Origin of the sequence: Mycolicibacterium neoaurum (assembly GCF_036946495.1) — a bacterium.
Taxonomy (GTDB): Bacteria; Actinomycetota; Actinomycetes; order Mycobacteriales; family Mycobacteriaceae; genus Mycobacterium; species Mycobacterium neoaurum_B.
On sequence record NZ_JAQIIX010000001.1, the window covers coordinates 442855 to 468201 of the forward strand.

The following is a 25347-nucleotide window of genomic DNA, read 5'->3' on the forward strand; positions in this document are numbered from 1 at the left end:
GTGATGGCATGCGAGCTGACCGGCTGATCGCCATCCTGCTCCTGCTGCAACAACGCGAGCAGGTCACCGCGACTCAGGTCGCCCAGGAGCTGGAGGTGTCGGAACGCACCGCGCGACGCGACCTTGAGGCGTTGTGCGCGGCAGGGGTCCCTGTGTACTCCGTACCGGGACGAGGGGGTGGGTGGCGCCTCGTCGGCGGCGCGCGCACCGACCTGTCCGGGCTCACCGCACAGGAGGCACGCGCATTGTTCTTGGTGGCAGGCCCGGCCTCGACCGCCACCCCCGAAGTGAAGAGCGCGCTGCGCAAACTCGTTCGTGCGCTGCCCGAGCCCTTCCGGGCACAGGCCGAAGCGGCGGCGTCGTCGTTGATCGTCGATCCACGGCACTGGGGATCCAGCCATCCCGAGCCTCGGCCGCCCCGCTTCCTCGACGAGTTGCACGAGGCGGTGATCCGCGGCGTGCAGGTGCAACTCGGCTACGTCGACCGTCAGGGCGCAGAGACAAGTCGGATCGTGCACCCGCTGGGCATCGTGGCCAAAAGGCCGACGTGGTATCTGGTGTGCGATACCGAAACCGGTCCACGCACATTCCGAGTCGACCGCGTCTGCGCCGTCAAACTCACCGATGATCCCGTTCGGAGGCCGCCGGGATTCGACCTTGCCCAGAGCTGGCGCGACATCGCCGATGAGGTCGACCGCCGTCGTACGCCCCTGGAAGCGCACGCTTTGTGCTCACCTGCTGGGCTCGCGGCATTGCGCAGGATGCTCGGGGAACGGCTGAACGTGGGGCACCGCATGCCCGATGGCCGAATCGAGGTGGTGATCCGCGGCGCAGACGAATTCGTTCTGGCCGGTGAGCTCGCCTGGCTTGGCGAATGGCTCGAGATCACCGGTCCGCGGGGTGTTCGCGAACACCTTGCCCGGATCGGCCATGCGCTCGTGGCACGGTATGGGTGACAGCTTCATACCGCTTGGCGCACAAGCACTCACGCAGAACGGTAGGTAGCGATCTCGACCAGATTCCCATCCGGATCGGTGCAGTAGTACGACGTCATGTCACCTTGTGCGCCTACCCGATGAACCGGGCCTTCGGTGACAGCCACTCCTACGTCAGCCAGATGGGCCGCAATCTGCGCCGGTACCACATCGGCGATCACGCACAGATCCAGCGAGCCGGGAGCATCCACCGCCCCGGTCGGCCAGCCGTGCGAACCGGTGGGTCGCAGGTTGAACTTCTGGCCGCCGAACACCAACGCGGTACGATCGCCACGAAAGATCTCGCGCCGAACGCCCAGCGCCCGCTCATACCACTCGGCAGTGACCTCGATATCGCGGCAATTGATCACCACATGGTCTATTCGATCGATGGCGAAAGTCATACCCCACGCTACAGCCGACCCCTGGATCAGTGCGGAGCAGAATCCGCGATCAGCCCAAGTCGACTGCACAGCAACAGCTCTGATCACAGCGACAAGCTGACAGTGCTGGGCCCAGAGGACACCCGTAGGCTCAGCGGATGGACAACGTGACTCTGGCCAGCCCGGCGGTGGCCGCGGCGCTGACAGCAGGGCTGACGGTCTACGCGGCATTGATTCTGACCAGCATCGCGGTCGCCGTCTACTACGCCCGAAGGCAACGACGACGGCCGGCGATCGCCACCGCGGTGTTGGTCGGGATCCTCACCGTTGGCGGCTTGGTCATGGCCATCGTGAGCAGCATCGCGTGAGCACACCCGTGCCACGCTTCCAGGAGAACACGTATGCGCACCGGTGCGCTTACACAAATGCGTCACGGTGGGCCACCGCCCATTCGCGATAGGTAATTGCATGCCGGCCGGTGACCTCGTGGACTACCTGCGTGACGACGGCTTGCTCGGTGGTTTCGAACTCCCACTGGTCCATGAGCAGGTCGAGGTACTCCGGTGGTAGCACCTTGCCGTAGAGCGAGCGCGCGTCACGTTCGGAGAGCACCGTGATCCCAATGGGCTCACCAATCGCCTCGCCGATGATCCTGACCTGGTCGCGCATGGTCAACGAGTCCGGCCCGGTGAGCACGAGCTTCTCACCATCGAGAAGTGGTGTGGTGATCGCCCGAACAGCGACCGCAGCGATGTCCTCGTCGGCGATCGGCGCCTGCTGGGAATCCGGGAAGGGCAACCCGACCGTGCGATCATGGCGAATCTGCGACGCCCAGAAGCGGATGGCGTTGCGCGCGAAGGCACCCGGGCGCAAAGAGACGGTGGTGAAGCCGCCGCCGCTGATGGCGTTCTCCACGGCGAGGTGCCGTTGCTTGTTGTATTCGACGAACGGCTCGTGCCGGGTGGTGTCGATGGTGGAAAGCACCACCACCTTCGTCACACCGGCCGCCCTCAATTCCTCGACCAGTTCGGGTAGCACCTCCTGCCGGGTGAAGCTGAACAAGAACACACAATCGACGCCTTCGAGGGCCGGTCGCATCGTCGTCGGCCGATCGAGATCACTGGAAACTATTTGCGCACAAGGTATCTGATCCGAGTGCGGATGGCGGCACGTTGCCCGCACCTCCACTCCGCTGCCGTGCAGTTGGTCGATGATGGCCGAACCGACTCCGCCGCTGGCGCCGGTGATGAGCACTCGCATCATGGTGTCCTTTCTTTCCCGGTGGACTCGACAGTAGGAAGGACAGTTCATCAACGCCAATAATGATCTTTGATATGAGAGATTCATCCGGTGAATCTTTCTGGCGTCGACCTCAACTTGCTCGTCGTCTTGCACGCGGTTCTGGAGGAGCGCAGTGCGACCAAGGCGGCGACTCGGCTACATCTGACCCAACCCGCGGTCTCGAATGCACTGGCACGGTTGCGGGCGCTCCTCGGTGATCCATTGGTTGTGCGCTCCGGTCGAGGGCTGAGCCCCACCCCGGCGGCGCTGGCAATCTTGCCCCGACTCGACGCCGCACTGCAGTTGGTGGAGACCATCGTGCGCGACCTCGACGATTTCGAGTTGATGACGATGACCCGTGAATGGGTCATCGCGTTTGCCGACCTGTACGGACCACTGGTGCTACCGGGCCTGGACCGCCTGCTCGAGCAGCGGGCCCCTCGGCCCAGAATCAGGGTGGCACCGCTGGACCGGATCAGCGTGGTCGATGCTCTGGCCACCGGCGAGATCGACCTCTACCTCGGAATACCTACGACGATCCCGTCGGCGTGGCATTCAGAACCCGCCTTCGTCGACGACATGGTGGGCGTGATGTCTGCACACCGTCCCGATGCAGGCATCGGCATGACCCTCGAACGCTTCGTCGATCTGCCGCATGCACACGTCCAGATCAGCCCAGGCCGGGGCCGAGAGGTCGACGATGCCCTGGATCGGTTGGGACACGCACGACGCATATGCTTCACGGTCTCGCACTACAGCTCGCTGTTTCCGATTGTCGAGAACGGTCGGTGCATCGCCGTCGCGCCACGACGCCTTGCCCGTCACCATGCACAGCGCTCGGCAATAACGCTTTTCGAGCTGCCGTTGACGCTGCCGCCCTACGAGGTGAGATTGTTCTGGCATGACCGGGTCGACAACGACCCCGGCATCGCGGGCCTGCGTGCAGTCTTGCGAGACGTGCTCGATGCCCTGCCTCCAGACTGAGACACCACGGTCAGCCTTTCGACGGCGCCCGGCTCATCTCGATGATTCGTCACGGTGCAGATCGATGAGTTCGACGAGATGTCGGTGCACATCGTCCAAGGGCGCGGTGGAGCGCTTCGCGATAGCGATGACCACCGCACCTTCGATGGACGCAATGGCCATGGTCGCCAGGCTGGCCCGTGCCTCCTCAGGGATCCCGTTATCCCGCAGAGTTGCCGACAGCAACTGAGCCCACTCGCCGAACACCGTCGCGGCAACCTCGGCAGCCTCGGGCGAGTCGCTGCGCCCCAACGCCGCAGCGACGATGGGGCACCCCGCCGCAAAGTCCGCAGCCACCAGCATGGCCTTCCATTGGTTCACGAACGCAGACAACGGATCGGCGACACCGTTGAGCGCGGCAATATAGGACCCGATCGCAGCGCCGGCGCGAGCGGTCGCCGCCGACACCATCTCGGCCTTGCCGCCCGGGAAGGCCAGGTAGATGGAACGCCGAGAGACACCGGCACGCTCGAGGACGGCGGCGATCCCCGTCCCGGCAACACCGAAGCGCTGGATCATGTGGATGGTGCTCTCAATGAGCTTGTCGCTCGCGGCCATTCGCCGTGACGCCCCTTTCGTGATGGCCATCACACGTGACAGGTCGTTGTCACTATACCAATCGGTGTACTAGCGTCCGGTAAACCAATCGTTCTACCAACGGAGGCGCGACGATGCTGAATGGTCAACGATGGCTGGTGGTCACCATCGTGGGAGTCATTGCCGTCTCGGCAGCGGTCATCGGCTCGCTGCGATTGCGCGATATTCCGGACCGTGCCATCGGGCATTCCCCTCCCCCGCATGCGGTGGCCGATCCGCGCGAGCGACTCATCGAATACCGGCTGGACGGTGATCCTGGACGCCATGCCGTGGTGTCCTACCTCACCCCGGACGGGCACGTCGTTGATGCCGATGTGGTCCTGCCGTGGCGCACCCAGGCACCCACCAGCACACTGACCGCCGCCGTCGGCCTGGCTGCTCAGACCAGCGGCAGCCGTCTGCGTTGCGAGATCGCCGTCGACGGACACTCGCGAATTCTCCGAGAGGCCTCGGCGAACGCCGCCGTGGTCAACTGCTCGGTGCCGGCGGTCTGACCCGTGATGATGCCCAAGACCCTCCGCAGTCTCGCCAGCGAATTACGAAACCCCCTGCGCATGAATGACATCCGCACCCCCGCACGTGGCCGTCCGTGGTGGGCACGAGCGCTCTACGGGGCCTCACTGCCCATCGTGCTCGGCTGGCTCATCGTCGTGGGCGCCCTCAACATCGCCGTGCCACAACTGGAAACGGTGATCGACCAGCACGCGAAGTCATTTCTCCCCGACGAGGCGTCCGCGGTGCAGGCGCTGGTCAAGATGGGCGATCACTTCGGCGGCGGCGGTAGTAACAACTTCGTGTATCTGCTCGTCGAGGGCCAACAGCCCCTCGACGGGCCGGCACGTGACTACTACGACGCGGTTGTCCATAGACTCGCTGCCGATGAGCAGCACGTGAGTTCGATCATGAACCTGTGGTCGGATCCCGATCTCGCACCCGCCGCCCAGAGCGCAGACGGCAGAGCGGCCTACGCGCTGGTGAATCTCACCGGAAACATGGGCACCGCAGCCGCAATGGAGTCCACCCGCGCCGCGCGCGAGATCATCGCCGCGGTGCCGGCACCCGAGGGCGTCTCGGCACACATCACCGGTCCATCGGCCGTGGTCAACGACGAGTTGGTGGCCATCTCGGATTCGATACTGCGGCTCATCATTCTGTGCTCCGTCTTGGTGACCGCCGTGCTGCTGGCGGTCTATCGTTCGCCGGTAACAGCTTTGGTGCCGCTGATCACGGTCGCTGCCAGCCTCGGCGGCGCCCGGGCGCTGATCGCCCTCTTCAGTCAGATGGAATGGATCGGCGTGTCGATCTTCGCCGCGGCACTATCGGCCGTGGTGGTGCTGGGCGCCGGTACCAACTACGGAATTTTCCTGGTGGGGCGCTACCAGGAGGGCCGCCGCCGCGGACTGGACTCCGAGACCGCCTTCTACGCGGCACTCAGCGGTGTCGCACACATCATCATCGCCTCGGCACTGACGGTGGCCGGTGCCATGGCGTGTCTCACGCTCACCAGGCTGTCGATCTTCAGCACGTCGGGACTTCCCTGCACCATCGCGATTGTCGTAACACTCTGTGCGGCTTTGACATTGGGACCAGCCCTACTCGCGATACTGATCCGAATGGGATACGTCGAGCCCCGCGGCGACGGCTCCGCCCGCCGGTGGCGACGCATCGCCACGGCCGTCGTGCGGTGGCCGGGGCCGGTGCTGACCGGAGCCTCGGCCATCTTGCTGGTGGCGATCGCCTTCGTGCCGATGTACCAGCCCAGCTACGACGAACGGCGCGCCCAGCCCACCGATTCCCCCGCCAATGTGGGGTTTGCGGCGGCCGACCGCCACCTGCCGCCCAATGTCATGGCCCCGAGCGTGGTCATCATCGAAGCCGACCACGACATGCGCAATCCGGCCGACCTGATCGCCCTGGAACGGTTGACCGCCGCCATCGCAGGCCTTGACGGTATCGACGCGGTGCAAGGCATGACCAGGCCGTTGAAAGCGCCGATAGCGCAGGGCACTTTGGCAAGCCAGGCCGGTTACATAGGAAGCCGGATCGAGCAGAGCGCGGCCCTGCTGAATGCTCGGTTGGGTGACATCGAGGCCGTCGAATCCGCCCTCGACGGCCTCGACGGATCTGCCAGGGCACTCTCGGGCGCTCTGTCCCAAGGGCAGAACGGTGCCGGCGACGTGGTCTCCGCCATGACCGTCCTGAAATCCGAAGCCGTGAACCTGACCTCGAAGCTGGCCGTCGTGCAGAATGCCAGTCAGCCCGCTGTCGATGTTCTCAGGGGTCTTCCACAGTGTCAGTCGATCGAAGTCTGTCAGGGCGCGTTGACCGGATTCTCACTGATCGATGACGTCCGCGGACTCGACGAGCTGTCCGCGAAGGTTGAACAGGGAACCGCCGCAGCCGCCGCAGCACTTCCGCACGCAGCATCGCAGATCCCGGCCATCACCTCGGCGATCGCCCAAGTGCGCCAAGTGATCCAACCGCTCAAGAGCAGTCTGCAGGCGCTCATCCCGCAGACCACCGAGATCACAGCATTTCTTGACGAGGTGAGCCGTTCCTACGCCGAGGGCGCACCGTCCACCGGGTTCTTCCTACCCGCCCAAGCCATCAACAGCCCGCTGTTCCGTAGCGCGGTTCCCTATTTCTTCTCCTCCGACGGCACCGTGACCCGCATGGTGGTGACGCCCGAGATCGAGGGATTCAGCCGTCAGGCAATGGATTTGAGCGAGCGCGTGATACCTGCTGCACTGGGTGCGATCAAGGGAACCTCGTTGCAGGGCGCGACCGTCAGCATCGGTGGCCCCGGCGGGACACTACTGAACATCGAATCCTTCGCACATGAGGACTTCATCGCCATCGCTGTCGCGGCATTCGCGTTCGTCTTCTGCGTCGTGCTGGTGCTGTTGCGCAGTCTCGTCGCCGCGGTGGTGGTGATCGCGACAGTCGGGATCTCGTATCTGGCGGCGTTGGGGCTGGGCGTGTTCGTCTGGCAGACCCTCGTGGGCAACCCCTTGCACTGGGCAGTGGCGCCGGTCGCATTCTCCTTCCTGGTGGCTGTCGGCGCCGACTACAACATGTTGCTGGTGAGCCGGATGAAGGAGGAGATGGCCGCCGGTACGAGCACCGGGCTGATCCGCGCAATGGTGGGTACCGGCAGCGTGGTCACCACCGCCGGCCTTACCTTTGGGGCCACCATGTTCGCGATGCTCGGCAGTTCGGCCACCAATATCGCCCAGATCGGCACGACAGTCGCGTTCGGGTTGGTGATCGACACACTGATCGTTCGTTCCCTGATGGTTCCGGCCATCGCGCGGTTGTGTGGCCGATGGTTCTGGTGGCCGACGGTATTCGTCAGAATGCCTGCGCACGCCGGGTCCGCATCACCCACACTGGACCCGACGAGAAATGCACGGGAGGAACGACTACACACATGACCGGCGCCGCCGAATTCGACTACGTCATCGTGGGTGCGGGCAGCGCCGGCTGCCTGCTGGCGAACAGGCTCAGCGCCAACCCCGATCATCGTGTGCTGTTGGTCGAGGCCGGTGGCAAGGACGACTGGTTCTGGATCAAGATCCCGGTCGGTTACCTCTACACCATCGCCAACCCGCGGACCGATTGGTGCTACACGACCGAGGCGGATCCTGGCCTGGCGGACCGCAGCATCATCTACGCGCGCGGCCGGGTGATCGGCGGTTGTTCGTCGATCAACGCGATGATCCACATGCGGGGACAGGCCAGCGATTACGTCTCGTGGGCGCAGGCGACCGGTGACGACCGATGGCTGTGGGGCGGTCCGGAATCTGCCGGTCAGACGCTGTCCATCTACAAGCAGCTGGAGGACTACTTCGGCGGCGCCGACGAATGGCACGGCACCGATGGCGAGATCCGTGTCGAGCGACCGCGGGTGCGCTGGAAGATACTCGACGCCTGGCAGGCCGCTGCCGCCCAGGTGGGCATCTCCCCGATCGAGGAGTTCAACCGCGGGGACAATGCGGGCAGCGCGTACTTCCACGTCAACCAACGCCGGGGACGGCGCTGGTCGATGGCCGACGCATTCCTCCATCCGATCGCCCACCGGTCGAACCTCACCGTTTACACCAAAACGCAAGCGGTACAGCTGTTGACAGATGAGCAGGTAGCCGATAGTCAACGACGTGGCGCCTGGACCACCGCCGCACACCGCGCCACCGGTGTGCGGGTGATCAGGGATGGACGGTACCTCGACGTACGGGCCCGGCGGGAGGTGATCCTTAGCGCCGGTGCCATCGGATCGCCCCACTTGATGCAGGCTTCCGGTCTGGGTCCCGCTGGGCTACTCGCGGCGCATCAGGTGCCGGTGCGCGTCGACCTCCAGGGCGTAGGCGAGAACCTGCAGGACCATCTTCAGCTCCGAACGGTCTACCGGGTCCAGGGCGCACGCACCGTCAACACGCTGTATCGCAACCTGTTCACCCGGGCCGGTATGGGATTGCAGTATCTACTGACCCGGTCGGGTCCGATGACCATGCCGCCGTCCACCCTGGGTGCCTTCGCAGCCAGCGACCCCGGCCGCACCAGTCCGGATCTTGAGTGGCATGTGCAGCCGCTGTCGCTGTCCAAGTTCGGCGAGCCGCTGCACCGGTTCGGAGCCATCACTCCCTCGGTATGCAATCTACGACCCAGTTCACGCGGCCACGTCCGACTGAGGAGCGCCGATCCCCTGACCTATCCGACGATCTCGTGCAACTATCTGTCCACCGACGACGATCTTCGCACCGCCGTGCAGGGCTTGCGGATGACACGCACCATCATGGCGGCACCGGCGCTGGCGCCCTACCGGCCGGAAGAGTTGCTACCCAGCGGACACCTGATCAGCGATGACGACCTGCAGCAGGCGGCCAGAGAACTGGGCACCACCATCTTTCACCCGGTCGGCACCTGTGCCATGGGCGCCTTCGACACCCATGGCCGGCCGCGGTCGAGCTCCACGGTGCTGGACACCGATTGTCGGGTATACCGGGTCGCCGGTCTTCGGGTTGTCGATGCCTCGGCGATGCCGACCATCACGTCCGGGAACACCAACGCACCGGTCATGTTGATCGCCGAACGCGCCGCGAGAGCCATCCTGGAATAAACAGGGCCACGACCGTACTTGGCTCAAGAGTCCTGCTCCCCGACTCTGGAGTGTCCATGAATCGACCTGTCCGCGTCGCTGTCCAGGTACAGCCCGGCGGCACACCCGACTACCGCACGTGGCGAGACGCCGTCTTGGCCGCCGACGACCTCGGCGTCGACGTGATCTTCGGCTATGACCACTTCCACCGGCCGGCCATGAAGGGCATCGTCGACGGCAAACCCGTGATGTTCGACGAACAGCCCGACGTCGCGAACTTCGAGGGCTGGACCGCGCTGGCATCATGGGGCGAAATCACCTCGCATGCCGAGATCGGGCTGCTGGTCACCGGCGTCGGATACCGCAATGCCGATCTGCTCGCCGATATGGCCCGCACCGTCGACCACATCAGCGGCGGTCGCCTCATCCTGGGTCTTGGTGCGGGATGGTACGAAAAGGATTACACCACCTACGGTTACGAGTTCGGCACCTTCGGTTCACGCTTCGACCTGTTCGACGAGAGCCTGATCCGCATCGAGAACAGGCTGGCGGCCTTGGTGCCGCCGCCGGTGCGCGAGCTTCCCATCCTCATCGGCGGAACCGGCCCCAAGCGTTCGCTCCCGGCCGTCGCCCGACATGCCGACATCTGGCACGCATTCCAGGACCTGGACGGCTTTCGCCGGTCCAGCGACCGTGTCGACGAACTGGCGGCGACATTCGGCCGCGACGGTACCGATATCGAACGATCGACGCTATGGCAGGACCCGGACAGCGCCGATGCTTTCCGCGAGGCAGGCGTCACCTTGTTCCAGACCGAACTCACCGCCGATGACGGCTACGACCTGACATCGCTCAAGCAGGTGCTCGCCTGGCGCGATAACAGGTGAGCAACCGGCATCGACGTCAACGAACCCCCCGATCGCCATAGCGCCCGCCTGCGACCATGTCACTGAGTGGCTGAAGTTCGGCCAGCGCCTCGACGTCCAGTTCGACGTCCACGGCGGCCACATTCTGGTCGAGTCGACCGGCGTTGCGCGTTCCAGGGATGGGCACAACGGACACGCTCAACCGCCGCGCTTGGGCGTACACCCATGCCAGTGCGACTTGCGCCGGCAGGACACCGAGGCGCGCCGCGACCGCCCCGACGGTGTCGGCGATCGCTTGATTCTGTCGGCCAGCAGCGCCGTTGAATCGTGGATTGCGCGCCCGGAAATCGTTGGGATCCAGTGCCTCTCTGCGCACCGAGCCGGTGAGGAAACCGCGCCCCAACGGGGCGTAGGGCACCAATCCCACACCCAGCTCGGCCATGGTCGGAGTGACCTGCTCGACGTCCCTTGTCCACAACGAGTATTCACTCTGGACGGCGGCGATCGGGTGGATGCGGTGCGCACGCCGCAACAGATCGGAGTCGACCTCGCTGAGACCGAGATACCTGACTTTGCCTTTTTGCACAAGCTCCGCCATCGCGCCGACAGTTTCCTCGATCTCGGCATTCTGCGGAGGTCGATGCAGATAGAGCAGATCGACATGGTCGACGCCGAGACGCAGCAGCGACGCCTCGCATGAGCGCTTGACGTAGGGTGCATCGCCGCGGTGCACGCGCCTGTCGTCACCACTGCTGCGATCGATCCCGAACTTGGTGGCAATCTGCACGGCGTCGCGCCTACCGACGATCCCGCGCCCCAACAACACCTCATCATGGCCGGCCCCGTACTGATCGGCGGTGTCGAAAAGCGTGACTCCCACGTCGATCGCGTGACCGATGGTCGCGAGGTTGGCATCCCAGTCGGTGGCCCCGTAGTACTCGCTCATCCCCATGCAGCCAAGGCCTTGTGCGGACACATCGAGACCACCGAGAACTGCTCTTTTCATGTCGATCCTTCCGCGGTCGCCTGTACCGACTCCAGGATCGGCCGCCGGGGGCACCGGGACAATGGGTGCATCACACCCAGGCACGCCCACTCCCGGGACGGTCCTGCGTACCGAAAAATGGACTCGGATGCTGGTCGGAAGCCGCATCCAGCAGTTACCGTTGACGACGTGAGGACGTTGGTCCGTTGAGCGCAGGTATCGGCTCTGCTGCCAGTGAGGAACGCCGGCTTCGGACGCTCCATTCGTACGCCGTGCTCGATACACCGGCCGAACCGGCCTTCGACGACCTGACCGAGCTGGCCGCCGAGTTGTGTGCGGCCCCGACAGCACTCATCTCGCTCGTCGACTCCGACCGGCAATGGTTCAAATCTCGGCGCGGGATCGACGCCCAAGAGACCCCTCGAGGGGAATCGTTCTGTGTGCACGCGCTGGCATCCCATGAGGTGCTGGTCATTCCGGATGCGTCGCGCGATCCCCGGGTAGCCGACTATCTGTGCGTGCGGGAGGAGCCGCATTATCGCTTCTACGCCGGCGCACCGTTGATCGCCGCCGACGGTGCAGTACTCGGCACGTTGTGTGTCGTCGATACCAAGCCGCGCAATCTCGAGGCGACCCAACGCAGACATTTGGCGGTGCTCGCGGCCCAGGTGATCGCCCAGCTGGAAATCCGTCGTCAGGCCGCCGCGCTCGCCGCGGTGGTGCGCGAGATGCAGGAAACCAAGCGGATGCTCGACGGCGTGCTGCGGCACACCGATGTGCTGATCTATGCCAAGGATGTGGCCGGCCGGTATGTCATGGTCAATCCTGCGGTCCAGCAGGCGACACGGATTACCGAGGACATGGTCGGTCGGACCGATCACGACCTGTTCGCCCATGAGATCGCCGACGAGTATCGCCGTAATGACAGGCGCATCATGTCTGCCGGTCAGCGCCAGGTGTTCACCGAGCGGATCGTGCACGAGGACGGAACGCACCGCAGTTATCAGTCGACCAAGTTTCCCGTCTACGACGACGCCGGTGTCGTCATCGGCATGGCCGGTGTCTCAACCGATGTCACCGACCTCGAAACCGCCAGGGCCGCGCACGAAGATGCGGAGATGCGGCTACGCACCGTGGTGGAACAGTCACCGGTGGCGATCAGCGTCATCGCCGAGACAGGTGTCCTCGTCTATGTGAACCCGGCGGCAGTCGCACTGTGCGGGGCGGCGCATAGTAGTGATCTGCATGGCAGACTCGCGTTGGATCTGGTGGTCTCCGATCAGCGCGACGGCATCGCCGCGCTCATGACTTCGGTGCTCGCGGGCGAGCCGACGACCAAGAGCGGCCGGACCCAGCTCCTGCGCCTGGACAATCGGATGGTGCCGGTCGAGTTCACGATAAGCCGCATCCAGTACTCCGGGGGCCCCGCGCTGCAGGCCGAGGTCCGCGATATCACCGCCGACCTCAGCGATCGTGAGCATCTCGAACTCGCCGCCAACACCGATGCCCTGACCCAGCTCCTGAATCGCCGAGCCTGGACACTACGTGTACAAGCCATCATCGACGAGCGTTCAGCAGCTTCACAATCGGGCGTGCTCGTGATCGTGATGATCGACATCGACCACTTCAAGGTCTACAACGACACGTACGGTCACCCCGCCGGGGACGATCTGCTCCGTCACATTGCACAGGTATTCCAAGCAAACGTCCGCCCCGATGACGTCCTCGCGCGCTGGGGCGGAGAGGAATTCGTAATCGCACTCCCCTGCCCCACCACAGCCGATGCGCTCGGAATCCTGCACCGGCTCAAGACCGCCATGCCGACACCGCAGACCTGCTCCATCGGGTACACGGCCTGGACTGAACACGACGACCTGGACACCTGCATCAACAGAGCCGACAAGGCCCTCTACGCCGCAAAGAACGCCGGCAGAAACCGCATCATCGGCTTGCCCGCCGAACCGGAGTCGTAGCTACCCGGTGATATCCCGGCCGATCAACCGCCGCGCAATGATCCACTGCTGCAACTCGTTTGCGCCCTCGAATATCTCCAAGATCTTGGCATCGCGGTACATTTCCTCGAGCCGCACCGACTCGCCCGTCTCACCGACCTGCCGCGCGAATCCGAGCGCGCCATATATCTGGATCGCCTCTCGCACCACGTCGTTGGCCAACCGAGTCCCGTAGGCCTTGGCCATCGCAGCCTCCGGCTCGGCGGTCCGGTCGCCACGGTCGACCAAGGTTGCAGCCTTCTGGTACAACGTTCGCGCACACTCTAGTTCGGTGGCGCGCTGGGCCATGACGAATTGCCAATGCTGCATCGCGCCCAGCGGAGCACCGAATACCTCGCGGGTGCGCAATCGATCGACGGCCAGGTCCACCGCCGCCTGAGCCACACCCACGCCGGCGGCACCGATTCCGATCCGCCCACGCACCAACGCCGACAGGGCGACCGCCATCCCGCCACCCGCTTCACCCAGCAGCTGGGATCGCGGGACGTGCACATCGGTGAACTCGATGTCCGCGGTGATCTGGCCACGGTGGCCCATCTTCAGATCCGGCGTGCCGATACGGACGCCAGGTGAGGCGAGGTCGACCAGCAGCATGGTGGCCCGATCACTGCCGGCGCCGGCCCGCACCAACACCGACACCCATCCCCTGGCGACGCTGTTGGTGATCCATCGCTTGCGGCCGTTGACGATGAAGCCGTCCGATGTCTCCTCTGCCACGGTCTGCAGACGCGCGGCGGTCAGGTCCGAACTGGTGTCAGGTTCGGTGGTGGCGAACGCGAATGCAACCCGGCCGCTGACCAATTCGGGAATCAGTCGGGCCCGTAATTCGGGCGAGGCGAACGTCAGCGTCTGCGGTACCAGGATGCACTGGCCGTCGAAGACCCCCGCCAACGACGACGAATGATAGGCGATCTCCTCGGTGACGGTGCACGTGCCGAGCATCGGATGCTGAAGGCCCATACCGAAATCCGCACCGAACGGCACCCCGAACAGACCCTTGTCGGCCAGACCTCGGAAGGCCGTCCATGGGAAGCTCTCCGCCGACTCCTCGCGTTGCCCGATCTCGCGGGCGTACGGCACGACGGCGCGACCCACGGCCTCGCGCGCGAGCTGGCGTACCCGCACGATCTCTTCGGGCAACCAGACGTCATGGGTCATGCGGTCCTGAGTGCGTTCGATCACCGACTCACAATAACAGTCAGCCCTGACGGTCATTGCGGTTCCGGATCCCCAGGTCCTAACAACCACCGGACGGCCATGTCGTTCCACAATCGAAGGTGCGGATCGGTATCGGCACCGCGCTCGCCCAGCGAGTAGGTCAGCGCCACCCCACGCATGCTGCTGAACAGCAGCTCCCGCAGGTCGGAGAACCCGGGGTGGCTACTATGCACCGGCCCGAACATCGTCGCGATGACGTGTTCGATGGCCCGACCCAACCTGCGCTCGGCTTCCACCAGTCCGGCCCGCAGCCCCGGATCCGTCCGGGCTGCGATCCAGAGCTCCATTGCGGCCCAGAAGTAGGGTTGCCGAAACGTCCTCCAGAGCAGGCTGATCGCGTACTCGATCCGAGCGGAACCGCCTGCGGCACCGTCGGGCACAGCCGCGTCGAACCACCGTTCCATCTCAGCGATCCGTTCGATGGCCAGGTGCTGGGCGGCGCCGACGAGCAGAGCGTCCCTCGATGGGAAGTAATGCAGCAGCCTGCCCCGGGACACCCCAGCCATCTGTTGGATGACGACGGTGGTGGCACCGCTGTAGCCGTGCTCAACCAGAGCGCGCACCGCCGCATCGAGGATCAATGCGCGGCTGTCGGCCCGCCGATCCGGGCGCGAAACGCGTTCCGCCTTGGACTGTGTCACCACGACCACAGCCTAGGCGAAACGGTCAACTTTGACCGCAATGGCGTCATCACCACTCAGTTGAGTTTATTAACCGCTCATTTGAGCTGTTACGGTCGACTCATGGTTTCTGAGACGCCCGACGCGATCAAGGCCGGACGCCGCGAGTGGTCCGCGCTCGGAGTACTGGTGCTCGTGGTGACGCTGCTCGCGATCGACGGAACTGTCCTCTATCTGGCAGTTCCCGCACTGACGGCCGATATCGGGCCCAGCGCCACGGAGCTGCTGTGGATCGGGGACATCTACTCCTTCGTCTTGGCCGGTCTGCTGATCACGATGGGCAATATCGCCGACCGCATCGGTCGCAAACGGCTGCTGTTGATCGGAGCCGGCGCCTTCGGGATCGCGTCGACACTTGCCGCATGTGCACCGGATGCCAGCACGCTCATCGTTGCTCGTGCGTTACTCGGCATCGCAGGAGCCACCCTGATGCCCTCCACGTTGTCGATAGTGCGGGCGATGTTCGCCGACGCGAAACAGCGCACGACCGCCATCGCGATCTGGTCGGGCGGTGCGATGGCCGGCGCGGCCGCCGGCCCGCTGGTCGGAGGCCTGCTCCTGGAGCACTATTAGTGGGGGTCGGTCTTCCTGATCAACCTGCCGATCATGGCACTGGTGTTGACCGCCGGGCCAGTCCTGATCCCGGAATCACACAGCGGTGTGGCGAAGAAGATCGACGTGTGGTCCTCGCTGATGTCGATGGCGGCCATCGTGCCGATCGTGTATGCGGTCAAGCACTGGGTGGGCAGCGGCTGGGACGCAGGCGTTCCGGTGGCCGCGCTCATCGGCATCACGAGCGGCTGGCTTTTCATCCGACGGCAACGCACGCTGCCCCATCCGCTCCTGGACATCACGCTGTTCCGGGTTCCGGCGTTCACCGGTGCCGTCGCCTCCAACGGGCTGGCCATTTTCGCGTTCATCGGGCTTCTCTACTTCTATTCTCAGTACCTGCAACTCGTTCGAGCGTTCAGTCCACTGCAGGCCGGGTTGGCCGAACTGCCCGGCACGCTGGCCTCGCTCGCGGTGATCGCCGTCGTCGGCACCGTGAGCGCGCGGTTCGGTGCGGGAAACGCGATCGGGTTCGGGCTGGGAATCGGTGCGCTCGGATTGGCGGGCATCGGCGTGAGCGTCTTCCACGCCGACTACTGGCCGTTGGCTCTTGCGCTCGTGGTCATCGGATTCGGTATCGGTATCGCCATGACGTTGTCTACCGACGCGGTCGTGTCGGCGGTACCCAAGGAACGCGCGGGAGCGGCATCGGCGATTGCCGAGACCGCCTACGAGCTCGGTACCGCACTCGGTATCGCGGTGCTGGGTTCGGTGCATTTCCTGATGTATCGAAGCCATCTGGACCTGCCCGGGGGAACCGCCGCGAACGATGCCGAGGCCGCGAATTCCTCTCTTGCCGAGACGATCACTACGGTATCGGACCCGGTGGTCGTCGAGCACGCACGTGACGCGTTTGCCACCGCCGTCCAGACGACGTCCTTCACCGCGGCGGGCCTGCTCGTCCTTGCCGCCGTGGCAGCATGGCGGGTGATCCCGTCGGACCGCACCCAGCGAAAGGACAGCCATGGCAGCGAACGAGCCGACGGTCACCCGTGACAAGGAGCGGACTCGACGGGCGATCCTCGTCGCAGCCGAGAAGATGTTCGCCGAACGGGGATCCAAGGCCAGTCTCGCCGATATCGCGTCGACGGCCGGGGTGACCCAGAGCGGCCTTCGACACCACTTTCACAGCAGGGAAGCGCTGCTCTTCGGCGTTGCCGAGAACATCGTGCAGCGCTACTGGACCGAGATCCACAACATGGTCGATCTCTCCGAGAATCGGCCGGGGAAGCTGATGCGGGCGTATATCCGCGCACTGACCGGCGCCGACGATCTGCTCTCGACACTGCTGGACCCCGCGGCCCTCAGCGCCGCTCTCGGGCACCCGAAGATCTTCGAAGATCTGTTCACCCGAGACGCCGAACGTTGGCGGGCCGCGCTGGCCGCCGATGGTTTGCCGATGGATGTGGTCCTGGTCATCCAACATGCCGCCGAGGGTCTGGCCATGGCCAGGAAGAGTCCGTATCTGACCGAGACGGATCTGCAGTCCGCCCGAAACAAATTGCTCGCGATGACCGAAGATGTCTGACCATTCTCGGCTGCTTATCTGACGGGCGGCTAGTGTCATCCTCGCCCCGACCCCATCAACGAACACGACGGATGACTGCCCCCACCGAGCTACCGCTGGCCGAGCCCGGCCACACGCCGCGCAAAGTCATGACCATCGCGGGTTCCGATTCCGGTGGGAGCGCGGGCCTGCAGGCCGATATGCGCACCTTCGCCATGCTGGGTGTGCACGGGTGCGCGGCGGTGACCGCCGTGACGGTGCAGAACACCCTCGGCGTGAGCGCCTTCCACGAGGTGCCCACCGATGTCGTGGCCGGACAGATCACCGCGGTGGCCGGTGATATCGGGATCGAGGCAGCCAAGACCGGCATGCTGGCCTCGACCGAGATCATCCGGGCGATCGTCGCGACGTGGCGAAGCGCGGGCCTCACCGGATCGGTGCCACTTCTGGTCGACCCGGTGTGTGCGTCCAATGTGGGCGAACCCCTACTGCATCCGAGCGCGCTGGACGCCATGCGAACCGAGCTCATCCCCGCCGCCACGCTGATCACGCCCAACCTGGACGAGGTCCGGCTTCTCGTCGGCGTCGATGTCGTCGACGATGCCACCCAACGCGAAGCCGCACGTGCACTGCATGCGCTGGGCCCGCAGTGGACACTGGTCAAAGGGGGCCATCTGCGTACCTCCCGAATCAGTTCCGATCTGCTGTTCGACGGTGCTGATTTCCACGAGTACGCCGCGACGCGAGTCGACACCCGTGACGATCACGGCGCAGGCGACACGCTGGCCGCGGCTATCACCGCAGCACTGGCGCACGGCCACACGGTCCCCGAGGCCGTCGGTTTCGCGAAGCGGTGGGTCACCGACTGCATCCGAGCCGCCTATCCGCTCGGTCACGGCCTCGGGACGGTCAACGGCCTGGCAAGACTGTTGGGCAACGGCGGCGCTTAGGAACCGGACAAACCGGGTAAATCACCGACGCCAATTTCGCTGGGCTCGACATCTGATCCCGCCCAGCGGCCGTACTAGCAGAATCGAGCCGTCAGATGACCGTCCTTCGAATCGCCCGGACTCTCCCGCTCGCGGCCGCCGTGTCGGGTGCAGTCCTCTTCGGCGGATTGACCGCCTGCAGTTCCGACAGTGAGTCACCGGACACCACGACCACGACCTCGACCACCGAATCGACCATGTCGACGACGCCGTCGACCGGCGCGGCCACGACCACCCTCGCGCCGTCCTCGCCCATGCCGCCCGCCGGCGGTGGCGCCGATGCAGGCCCGGGCGGAGCAACCGCCAGCGTGCCGGGGGCCAGCGCGGGCGCGGGCCCGGGCGGTGCCAACGCCGGCGTTCCCGGTGCCGGAGCCGAAGCAGGCCCCGGAGGCGCCTCTGCAGGCGTTCCTGGTGCCGGAGCCGGAGCGGGACCCGATGGCGCCGGAGCGTGCGTCGGCTCGCTCTGCGTCGGCACCCCGTAGCACAGTCGGAACGTGGCGGCCCTCGGGCCGCCACGTTTCGAATATATGTGCGATGGGCATCCGGTGCGCATGAGCGAACACACCACATCAGCACCGCAGGAGAACGCCGAAAAGGACACCTCGGATTGGGTCACCGGGGATGAGCCGATGACAGGCCCGCAGCGCAGCTATCTGAACACCCTGGCTCAGGAGGCAGGGGCGGAGGTGCCAGACGACGCCACCAAGGCCCAGGCATCAGACCTCATCGAGGAGCTTCAAGCCAAGACCGGGCGTGGATGACAGCAATCAACACGAATGTGCTCCACCACCGAACGGTGGTGGAGCACATTGGTCTGACTGTCTCAGGACGACGCGACCTCGGTCGCCAGGCGTGACAGTGTGTCATCGAGCTGCCCCTGCGTCACCAAGGGAAACTTCACCTTCTCCAGTAGCTTCTTGTCCGTCACTTTCGACCAGTCATAGGTGTGGCGCACCAGGGTCTCGTTTGGCCCCTGAGACTCCAACTCCCACAACCATTCCCAGCCGGGAGGTTCGGTACCGGCCGGTGCGGTCTGCCAGGCGAGCAGCTTATCCTTGGCATATCCGGTGACGTGGTTGTCGGTCTGATACTCCCCGCCCATGTGATCACCCTGCATGTTCATCGTGAACACCTCGCCGACCTTCTGAATCCGATCGGCATGATCCACGCTGCGCACGAATCCCGAACCGTCGAGAGCGGGATGACGGTGCGGATTGGACAACACATCGAAAACCGCCGCCACCGGTGCGGCGATGGTTCGTTCCACAGTCACTTTTTCGTTGTCGGTCATAGCTTCACACTGCCCAAACTCGACCGATCGGAAACGCCGGATGGATCCCGTCAGTGCAAATGCCGAACGATCCGCACCGTCGCAGGTGTTCGGCACGGGTGAGTTGTACTGTGCTGGCCATGCGCACACCCAGGAATCCGGACGGTGACGCACCACTGTGGAAGCGCCTCGCTTTCGAACTCAAGTGCGCCGTCAAACGCCGGATCGCCCCGAAAGGGGTGCCCGTCGCCCCGCCGGACCAGCCCTACCTGATCGTCGCCATCCTCGGTCAATCCAACGCCTTCGGAATGGGTCTGCCGCTCGACCGTGACGGTGCAGACCGGCCGCACCCTCGAGTGCACCAGTGGGCCAACAGCGGTCCGTCGAAGAACACTGTCGTACTCGGCGCCGATCCCCTGTTCCACGAAACACCCTCCCGGCGAGTCGGTTTCGGAGTCACATTCGGTAAAGCTCTCGCCGACGCGACCAACAGGACAGTGCTGCTGGTCCCGTGTGCCCGCGGAGACACCTCATTTCATCCGAAGAACGGTTACACCTGGGACATCACCGACACCTCCACCCGACGAAACCTGTACCGCGAGGCGGTGCGCTCCATCGACGCCGCGCTGGCCCAACGCCCCGGCAACACGGTCGCGGCCGTACTCTGGCACCAGGGCGAATCCGATGTGCCCCTGATATCCGCTTCGCAGTACCAGCAGCATCTGGATGCGCTGTTCGATGATCTGCGTGTCCGGTACGGCCAGGACACCCCGATAATTCTCGGCGGTATGGTTCCCGAGGAGATGGAACGCAGCGGAAAGGACTATCCGCCCATCGACGCCGTGCACCGCGACACACCCAACCGCATCCGACGGACGGCCTTCGTGCCGGGTAATCGCGGCATGTTCAACAGCGATGTCGACCGGCACTACAACGCCGCGGGAATTCGCGCCATGGGTCACGACATGTGGCTGGCCTATCAGCGCATCGCCACCGACGCACTCGCCGAGTACCGTCGCTGAGTCACGACGGCGCCGGCACCGCCCGCTGCCACCGGGTACGGCGTTGCTCAAGCGACTGTTCCCACCACGGCGGCTGACCACGTTCGCCCAAGGCCACCTTGACCGCCTGCACGCCCGCCCGCGAAGAGGCCTCCGCCTCAGTGCCTTTGGTACGGCGCACCTCCCGGCGCCACGCCATCAGGATCGAGACCAGTTCGGATCGTCGACCCTCCGGTATCGCCGGATCTGTCGCCCGCCATCGACGCCCGTTGATCACCACATGGTGTCCGTCTGGTGTGGTCTCCGGCTCCCTCATCACCCGATGGTAGGCAATGCTGCCACGAGTGGAAATCCCCGGCGGCCACGATGCCCCGCGGCCGCCGGGGATTCACATTCAGCTGAGGACAGGATCAGTCCAGATCGAACCGGTCGTTGTTCATGACCTTCACCCACGCCTTGACGAAGTCCTCGACGAACTTCGCCTGGTTGTCCTGCTGGGCGTACACCTCGGCGATCGCCCGCAGCACAGAATTGGAGCCGAACACCAGATCGTTGGCGGTCGCCGTCCACTTCACCTCACCGGTCGCGCGGTCGTATCCGGTGTAGACGTTCTCAGCCGACTCCGAGCCCTTCCACTCGGTGCCCATGTCGAGCAGGTTGACAAAGAAATCCGTCGTCAACGCTCCCGGCCGGCTGGTGAACACACCGTGCTTGGTGCCGCCATGATTGGCGCCGATGGCGCGAAGTCCACCGATCAGCACGGCCATCTCCGGGGCGGTCAGATCCAGGAAGTAGGCCTTGTCGACCAGCAACTGCTCCAGCGCGGTCTTCTCCCCCGGCCGAACGAAGTTACGGAAGCCGTCGGCCTGCGGCTCCAACACCGCAAACGACTCCACATCGGTGTTCTCCTGGGTGGCGTCGGTACGACCGGGCGCGAAATGCACCGTCACGTCGAACCCGCCGTCCTTGGCCGCCTTCTCGATGGCGGCCGAGCCGGCCAGCACGATGAGATCGGCCAGCGAGATCTTCTTACCTCCTTCGGCGGAACCGTTGAAATCCTGCTGGATCTTCTCCAGCACCGGCAACACCTTGTCCAGTTCGGAAGGCTCGTTTGCTTCCCAGTTACGTTGTGGCTCAAGTCGGATACGTGCACCGTTGGCGCCACCGCGCTTATCGGTGCCGCGGAAGCTCGAGGCTGCGCCCCACGCGGTCTTCACCAACTGGGGCACCGACAGCCCGGATTCGAGCACCTTGGTCTTCAAGGCCGCGATATCGGACTCGTCGACCAACGGATGATCGACAGCGGGTACCGGGTCCTGCCACAGCTGCGGCTCGGGAATCCAGGGGCCGAGATAACGGCTCACCGGGCCCATATCGCGATGCAGCAGCTTGTACCAGGCCTTGGCGAACGCGGCATTCATCTCTTCCGGATGATCCAGCCAGCGCCGGGTGATCTGGCCGTAGATGGGGTCGACGCGCATCGACACATCAGTGACCAACATCGTGGGCTTGCGCGGCGGCCCACCGAATGGGTCGGGAATGGTGGCCTCGGCGTCCTTGGCCTCGAACTGCCACGCGCCGGCCGGACTCTTGGTCAACTCCCATTCGTTGCCGTACAGGATCTCCAGGTATCCGTTGCTCCATTGGGTGGGGGTCGCTGTCCAGACCACCTCGAGTCCACTGGTCACCGTGTCGTTGGCATTGCCTGAACCGAACGGGCACTTCCAGCCGAGTCCCTGCTGCTCGATGGGCGCGCCCTCGGGTTCCGGGCCGACGTTGACATCGGCCGCACCGTGAGTCTTGCCGAGGGTGTGACCGCCGACGATGAGCGCCGCGGTCTCCTCGTCGTTCATCGCCATCCGGCCGAAGGTCTCACGGATGTCGTGAGCCGCCGCCAGTGGATCGGGCTTACCCTCAGGACCTTCGGGATTGACGTAGATGAGGCCCATCGTGGTGGCACCGAACGGCTCGGCCAGGTTGCGATCGCTGTCGTTGCTTCCGCCATAACGCTTGTCGGTGCCCAGCCAGGTGTCCTCCTGCCCGTAGAGCACCTCCTCGGGCTCCCAGATGTCCTCACGGCCGAACCCGAAACCGAAGGTTTCGAACCCCGCCGACTCAAGCGCGACGTTCCCGGCGTACACGATCAGATCGGCCCAGGACAACGCATTGCCGTACTTCTGCTTGATCGGCCACAGCAGTCGCCGTGCCTTGTCCAGGTTGGCATTGTCGGGCCAGCTGTTCAGCGGTGCGAAGCGTTGCGCACCCTGACCACCGCCGCCGCGACCGTCATAGATGCGGTACGTACCTGCCGCATGCCAGCTCATCCGGATGAACAGCCCTGCGTAGCTACCGTAGTCAGCCGGCCACCAATCCTGCGATGAGGTCATCAACGCCAGCATGTCGGCGCGCAGCGCCTCGAGGTCGAGCGTCGCGAACGCCTCGCTGTAGGAGAAGTCGGCGCCGAGCGGATTCCCCTTGGGGTTCTGCTTGTGCAGCACCGAGACATCAACCTGCCCTGGCCACCAGTCCTGGTTGGTCAGCGGTGCATGGGATTTCGGCTTCGGCGAATCGATGACGGGATTCTCGGACTCACTGCCGCTGTGGGTCTTGGTGTCGGAGTGCGGAGGCCGGGCATCAGAGGTATCGGACATGGATTCGCCTTTCGTCGGTTTTCGTGCGGGCTGCACAACGTCGTGGCATCGATCAGGAAGATCGCTTTCGTACACACTCGGGACAAAGTCCCCAGTAGATGACCTCGGCCTCGTCGATCTCGAACCCGAGATCATCGGAGGCCGAAAGGCATGCCGCCTCGCCGACCGCGCAATCGACGTCGGCAATGGTCCCGCAGGACCGGCACACCAGGTGGTGGTGGTTGTCGCCAACCCTGGACTCATACCTGGCGGTCGCGCCCGCCGGTTGAATTCGGCGCACCATCCCCACGGTGGTCAGCGCACCGAGGGCGTCGTACACGGTCTGACGGGATATGTCGGAAAGGACGCGACGGGCAGCAAGGAAAATCGTGTCCGTATCCGCGTGCGGATTCTCTTGCACAGCGTCCATGACCACCAGCCGGGGCCGCGTGACCCGAAGTCCGGCCGCCCGCAGCATCGTCGCGCATTCTCCCGCCTCAGCCATCATGTTTCAGTGTGACCCCTTATGTGGAAGCAATCAAGAAATCGGCGAAAAACGTTGCCGTAGCAAGTGAGACAGGTCTTCAGTCAAGACACTGAACGAACACACAGGTCCGGGCGGCGACCATCGCAGTGATGGTCGCCGCCCTGCGTGAGTCGGCTAAAACGCTGTCCGATAAGGATTTTCGCGGCTCGCCAGTCAGTGCACCTGCGGGTCGGGCGGGTTGTCCGCGGCACGTCCGGTAGCCGCATCGCGAATGTGGTCCATGGTCGCGGTCACCATCCCGACCGTCTTGAGAACACCAGCGCTCGGCGGGGTGTCGGGATGCGGCCGGGTCGGGGCGATCTTCTTCGCCCGCTCCAGCTTCTCCCCCAGCTCCACGAGCCGCTCATGCGAGACAGCGGCTTCGAACCGGGGCCACACCACGTCCTGCTCGAACGCGATGTGCTCGCGACCGAGGGCGACGAACTTCTGCAACGCATCCTGATACTCAGGTTCACCAGGCACACCATCTTCCAGCTGCTGGAGTAGCTGCTTACCCTCCTGCTCCTGCTCCACGGCGCGGTCGGCCAGCTCGTCGCCGTCCTCGAGCACTTCTCGAACCACCGGCCAGAAATACTGTTCTTCGATCGCCTCGTGTTGGGACTCGGCGATGACCAAGTTGGTCACCATCGTCTCCTGGCCACTACGCTGCGCCCCTTCGCCCGAGGGCGCCCCGTCGAGCACCTCCAGCATGCCCAGCACGCTCTTGTGGTCCTCGCGCAGAAATGTCAACGCATCCATGTCCACTCCTTGTCGATCGGTGGCTCAGCTCGTGGCGGCGTGCTGCTCGTGGGTGAACGGCTTGTCGCCCTCGACTGCGGGTTCGCCATCCGGGTTACGTTCGGCCCCGGTGTTGCCGCGCAGCGATGTTCCCAGCCACTGCCGCTCGGGGTCTTCGACGTAATCCCACTCGATACCGTCTGGCCATGGACCCTGACCTTCGTTCCAGGGTCCGCGCACTGATCCGTCACCGTTGCTCATGTTGAAGGCGACGTTCTGGAACCGGGGATCACCCGGCAACTGACCTGGCGGGAAGTTCACCGGCAATTCGTTGAGCGCGGCGGTGAACTGTTGATAGTGCGCGATCTCTCGGGTCATCAGGAACGTGAGCGTGTCCTGGACACCGGGATCATCGGTGAACTGCTTCAGGTACTCGTAGACGACCTTGGCCCTGGACTCGGCTGCGAGGTTGTTGCGCAGATCCACGGTGGGATCTCCGTTGGCGTCGATGAACGCTCCGGTCCAGTTGTTGCCCGCGGAATCTTTGACATCCGGCCCACCCCCGCTGAGCACGAGGAACATCGGATTCACGGCGACCTGGTGGATGGCCTGTTCCTTGCCGGTCTTGCTGGCCACCGCAGGCATCCAGTCACAGCGCTCGTGGGCGACCTTGAGATTGTCGTTCAGTCCGTCGAGCAGCATGGTGATGGTGGTCCCGACGATCTCCAGGTGACTGAGTTCCTCGGTCGCGATGTCCATGAACAGGTCGTACATCTTCGGGTTCTTCTCGCGCAGGACGAACGCCTGCGTGAAGTACTGCAGCGCGGCGGTGAGTTCACCGTTGGCGCCACCGAACTGCTCCATCAGCAACGACGCGAAACGCGGATCCGGCTCACTGACCCGGACTTCGAACTGTAGGTCTTTGTTGTGGGTGAACATATCGCCTCCCGGCACGGTCGATCG

Annotated in this window: 25 protein-coding genes and 1 pseudogene; 14 read left to right on the forward strand and 12 right to left on the reverse strand. The window is 64.6% G+C overall.

Going from position 1 to position 25347, the window contains the following annotated elements; genetic code table 11:
- The first annotated feature begins 8 nt into the window (after positions 1 to 8).
- Complete coding sequence (locus PGN27_RS01940; RefSeq protein ID WP_335324574.1) at positions 9 to 956, forward strand: helix-turn-helix transcriptional regulator; 948 nt, start codon at positions 9 to 11, stop codon at positions 954 to 956.
- 29 nt (positions 957 to 985) lie between these two features.
- Here PGN27_RS01940 and PGN27_RS01945 read toward each other — a convergent pair whose 3' ends face one another.
- The gene (locus tag PGN27_RS01945; RefSeq protein ID WP_335324575.1) at positions 986 to 1378 is read right to left on the reverse strand and encodes a VOC family protein; all 393 of its coding nucleotides are present in this window, start codon (positions 1376 to 1378) and stop codon (positions 986 to 988) included.
- A gap of 137 nt (positions 1379 to 1515) precedes the next feature.
- On the opposite strand from PGN27_RS01945, the gene PGN27_RS01950 reads away from it, so the two are divergent.
- Positions 1516 to 1725 carry a hypothetical protein gene (locus PGN27_RS01950; RefSeq protein ID WP_335324576.1) on the forward strand — a complete coding sequence of 70 codons (210 nt, stop codon included), beginning with the start codon at positions 1516 to 1518 and terminating at the stop codon, positions 1723 to 1725.
- A gap of 49 nt (positions 1726 to 1774) precedes the next feature.
- Here the strand turns inward: PGN27_RS01950 and PGN27_RS01955 are convergent, their stop codons facing one another.
- The gene (locus PGN27_RS01955; protein ID WP_335324577.1) at positions 1775 to 2620 is read right to left on the reverse strand and encodes an SDR family oxidoreductase; all 846 of its coding nucleotides are present in this window, start codon (positions 2618 to 2620) and stop codon (positions 1775 to 1777) included.
- A gap of 87 nt (positions 2621 to 2707) precedes the next feature.
- Here PGN27_RS01955 and PGN27_RS01960 point away from each other — a divergent pair, with 87 nt between their 5' ends.
- The gene (locus PGN27_RS01960) at positions 2708 to 3622 is read left to right on the forward strand and encodes a LysR family transcriptional regulator (protein ID WP_335324578.1); all 915 of its coding nucleotides are present in this window, start codon (positions 2708 to 2710) and stop codon (positions 3620 to 3622) included.
- Positions 3623 to 3655: 33 nt separating this feature from the next.
- On the opposite strand, the gene PGN27_RS01965 is transcribed toward PGN27_RS01960, so the two are convergent.
- The gene (locus PGN27_RS01965) at positions 3656 to 4219 is read right to left on the reverse strand and encodes a TetR/AcrR family transcriptional regulator (RefSeq protein ID WP_335324579.1); all 564 of its coding nucleotides are present in this window, start codon (positions 4217 to 4219) and stop codon (positions 3656 to 3658) included.
- Positions 4220 to 4332: 113 nt separating this feature from the next.
- Between PGN27_RS01965 and PGN27_RS01970 the strand changes: the two genes are divergently transcribed.
- Genes PGN27_RS01970 through PGN27_RS01985 form a run of 4 tightly spaced genes read left to right on the forward strand, consistent with a single transcriptional unit; the run spans position 4333 to position 10240 of the window.
- Positions 4333 to 4752, forward strand: coding sequence for an MmpS family transport accessory protein (locus tag PGN27_RS01970; RefSeq protein ID WP_335324580.1), 420 nt, complete (start codon positions 4333 to 4335; stop codon positions 4750 to 4752).
- A gap of 60 nt (positions 4753 to 4812) precedes the next feature.
- Positions 4813 to 7692, forward strand: a complete 2880-nt coding sequence (locus tag PGN27_RS01975; protein ID WP_335324581.1) for an MMPL/RND family transporter — start codon at positions 4813 to 4815, stop codon at positions 7690 to 7692.
- Positions 7689 to 9374, forward strand: coding sequence for a GMC family oxidoreductase (locus PGN27_RS01980; protein WP_335324582.1), 1686 nt, complete (start codon positions 7689 to 7691; stop codon positions 9372 to 9374). The genes PGN27_RS01975 and PGN27_RS01980 overlap by 4 nt, the downstream gene beginning before the upstream one ends.
- A gap of 56 nt (positions 9375 to 9430) precedes the next feature.
- Positions 9431 to 10240, forward strand: coding sequence for an LLM class F420-dependent oxidoreductase (locus tag PGN27_RS01985; protein WP_335324583.1), 810 nt, complete (start codon positions 9431 to 9433; stop codon positions 10238 to 10240).
- Between the two features lie 16 nt (positions 10241 to 10256).
- On the opposite strand, the gene PGN27_RS01990 is transcribed toward PGN27_RS01985, so the two are convergent.
- The gene (locus tag PGN27_RS01990) at positions 10257 to 11225 is read right to left on the reverse strand and encodes an aldo/keto reductase (protein WP_335324584.1); all 969 of its coding nucleotides are present in this window, start codon (positions 11223 to 11225) and stop codon (positions 10257 to 10259) included.
- 251 nt (positions 11226 to 11476) lie between these two features.
- On the opposite strand from PGN27_RS01990, the gene PGN27_RS01995 reads away from it, so the two are divergent.
- Positions 11477 to 13177 (forward strand): sensor domain-containing diguanylate cyclase, encoded by a 1701-nt coding sequence (locus PGN27_RS01995; RefSeq protein ID WP_335324585.1) that lies wholly within the window; start codon positions 11477 to 11479, stop codon positions 13175 to 13177.
- Here PGN27_RS01995 and PGN27_RS02000 read toward each other — a convergent pair whose 3' ends face one another.
- On the reverse strand, positions 13178 to 14374 hold the full coding sequence (locus PGN27_RS02000; RefSeq protein ID WP_335325195.1) for an acyl-CoA dehydrogenase family protein: 1197 nt from the start codon (positions 14372 to 14374) through the stop codon (positions 13178 to 13180).
- A 53-nt stretch (positions 14375 to 14427) separates the two neighbouring features.
- Complete coding sequence (locus PGN27_RS02005; RefSeq protein ID WP_335324586.1) at positions 14428 to 15078, reverse strand: TetR/AcrR family transcriptional regulator; 651 nt, start codon at positions 15076 to 15078, stop codon at positions 14428 to 14430.
- 99 nt (positions 15079 to 15177) lie between these two features.
- Between PGN27_RS02005 and PGN27_RS02010 the strand changes: the two are divergent.
- The 5 genes and pseudogenes from PGN27_RS02010 to PGN27_RS02030 all read left to right on the forward strand — a co-directional run bounded on the left by PGN27_RS02010 (position 15178) and on the right by PGN27_RS02030 (position 18980).
- Positions 15178 to 16719: pseudogene (locus PGN27_RS02010) on the forward strand (MFS transporter).
- Positions 16688 to 17251: a TetR/AcrR family transcriptional regulator gene (locus PGN27_RS02015; protein ID WP_335324587.1), complete on the forward strand. Its 564-nt coding sequence runs from the start codon at positions 16688 to 16690 to the stop codon at positions 17249 to 17251. Before PGN27_RS02010 ends, PGN27_RS02015 begins: the two are co-directional and overlap by 32 nt.
- A 71-nt stretch (positions 17252 to 17322) precedes the next feature.
- The gene (gene thiD / locus PGN27_RS02020; RefSeq protein WP_335324588.1) at positions 17323 to 18180 is read left to right on the forward strand and encodes a bifunctional hydroxymethylpyrimidine kinase/phosphomethylpyrimidine kinase; all 858 of its coding nucleotides are present in this window, start codon (positions 17323 to 17325) and stop codon (positions 18178 to 18180) included.
- A gap of 95 nt (positions 18181 to 18275) precedes the next feature.
- Entirely contained in the window at positions 18276 to 18701 is a 426-nt protein-coding gene (locus PGN27_RS02025) for a hypothetical protein (protein ID WP_335324589.1), read from the forward strand.
- 69 nt (positions 18702 to 18770) lie between these two features.
- Positions 18771 to 18980: a DUF3072 domain-containing protein gene (locus PGN27_RS02030; protein WP_335324590.1), complete on the forward strand. Its 210-nt coding sequence runs from the start codon at positions 18771 to 18773 to the stop codon at positions 18978 to 18980.
- Positions 18981 to 19042: 62 nt separating this feature from the next.
- Here PGN27_RS02030 and PGN27_RS02035 read toward each other — a convergent pair whose 3' ends face one another.
- Positions 19043 to 19510, reverse strand: a complete 468-nt coding sequence (locus PGN27_RS02035) for an SRPBCC family protein (protein ID WP_335324591.1) — start codon at positions 19508 to 19510, stop codon at positions 19043 to 19045.
- Positions 19511 to 19629: 119 nt separating this feature from the next.
- Between PGN27_RS02035 and PGN27_RS02040 the strand changes: the two genes are divergently transcribed.
- Positions 19630 to 20511 (forward strand): sialate O-acetylesterase, encoded by an 882-nt coding sequence (locus PGN27_RS02040; RefSeq protein ID WP_335324592.1) that lies wholly within the window; start codon positions 19630 to 19632, stop codon positions 20509 to 20511.
- A gap of 1 nt (position 20512) precedes the next feature.
- Here PGN27_RS02040 and PGN27_RS02045 read toward each other — a convergent pair whose 3' ends face one another.
- The 5 genes from PGN27_RS02045 to PGN27_RS02065 all read right to left on the reverse strand — a co-directional run bounded on the left by PGN27_RS02045 (position 20513) and on the right by PGN27_RS02065 (position 25323).
- Positions 20513 to 20806, reverse strand: a complete 294-nt coding sequence (locus PGN27_RS02045) for a hypothetical protein (protein ID WP_335324593.1) — start codon at positions 20804 to 20806, stop codon at positions 20513 to 20515.
- A gap of 94 nt (positions 20807 to 20900) precedes the next feature.
- Complete coding sequence (katG, locus tag PGN27_RS02050) at positions 20901 to 23141, reverse strand: catalase/peroxidase HPI (protein WP_335324594.1); 2241 nt, start codon at positions 23139 to 23141, stop codon at positions 20901 to 20903.
- 52 nt (positions 23142 to 23193) lie between these two features.
- A complete protein-coding gene (locus PGN27_RS02055) occupies positions 23194 to 23625 on the reverse strand; it encodes a Fur family transcriptional regulator (RefSeq protein WP_335324595.1) in 432 nt (143 codons plus the stop codon).
- Positions 23626 to 23820: 195 nt separating this feature from the next.
- Entirely contained in the window at positions 23821 to 24405 is a 585-nt protein-coding gene (locus PGN27_RS02060) for a hemerythrin domain-containing protein (RefSeq protein ID WP_335324596.1), read from the reverse strand.
- A 24-nt stretch (positions 24406 to 24429) separates the two neighbouring features.
- Complete coding sequence (locus PGN27_RS02065; protein WP_335324597.1) at positions 24430 to 25323, reverse strand: manganese catalase family protein; 894 nt, start codon at positions 25321 to 25323, stop codon at positions 24430 to 24432.
- Between the last annotated feature and the right edge of the window lie 24 nt (positions 25324 to 25347).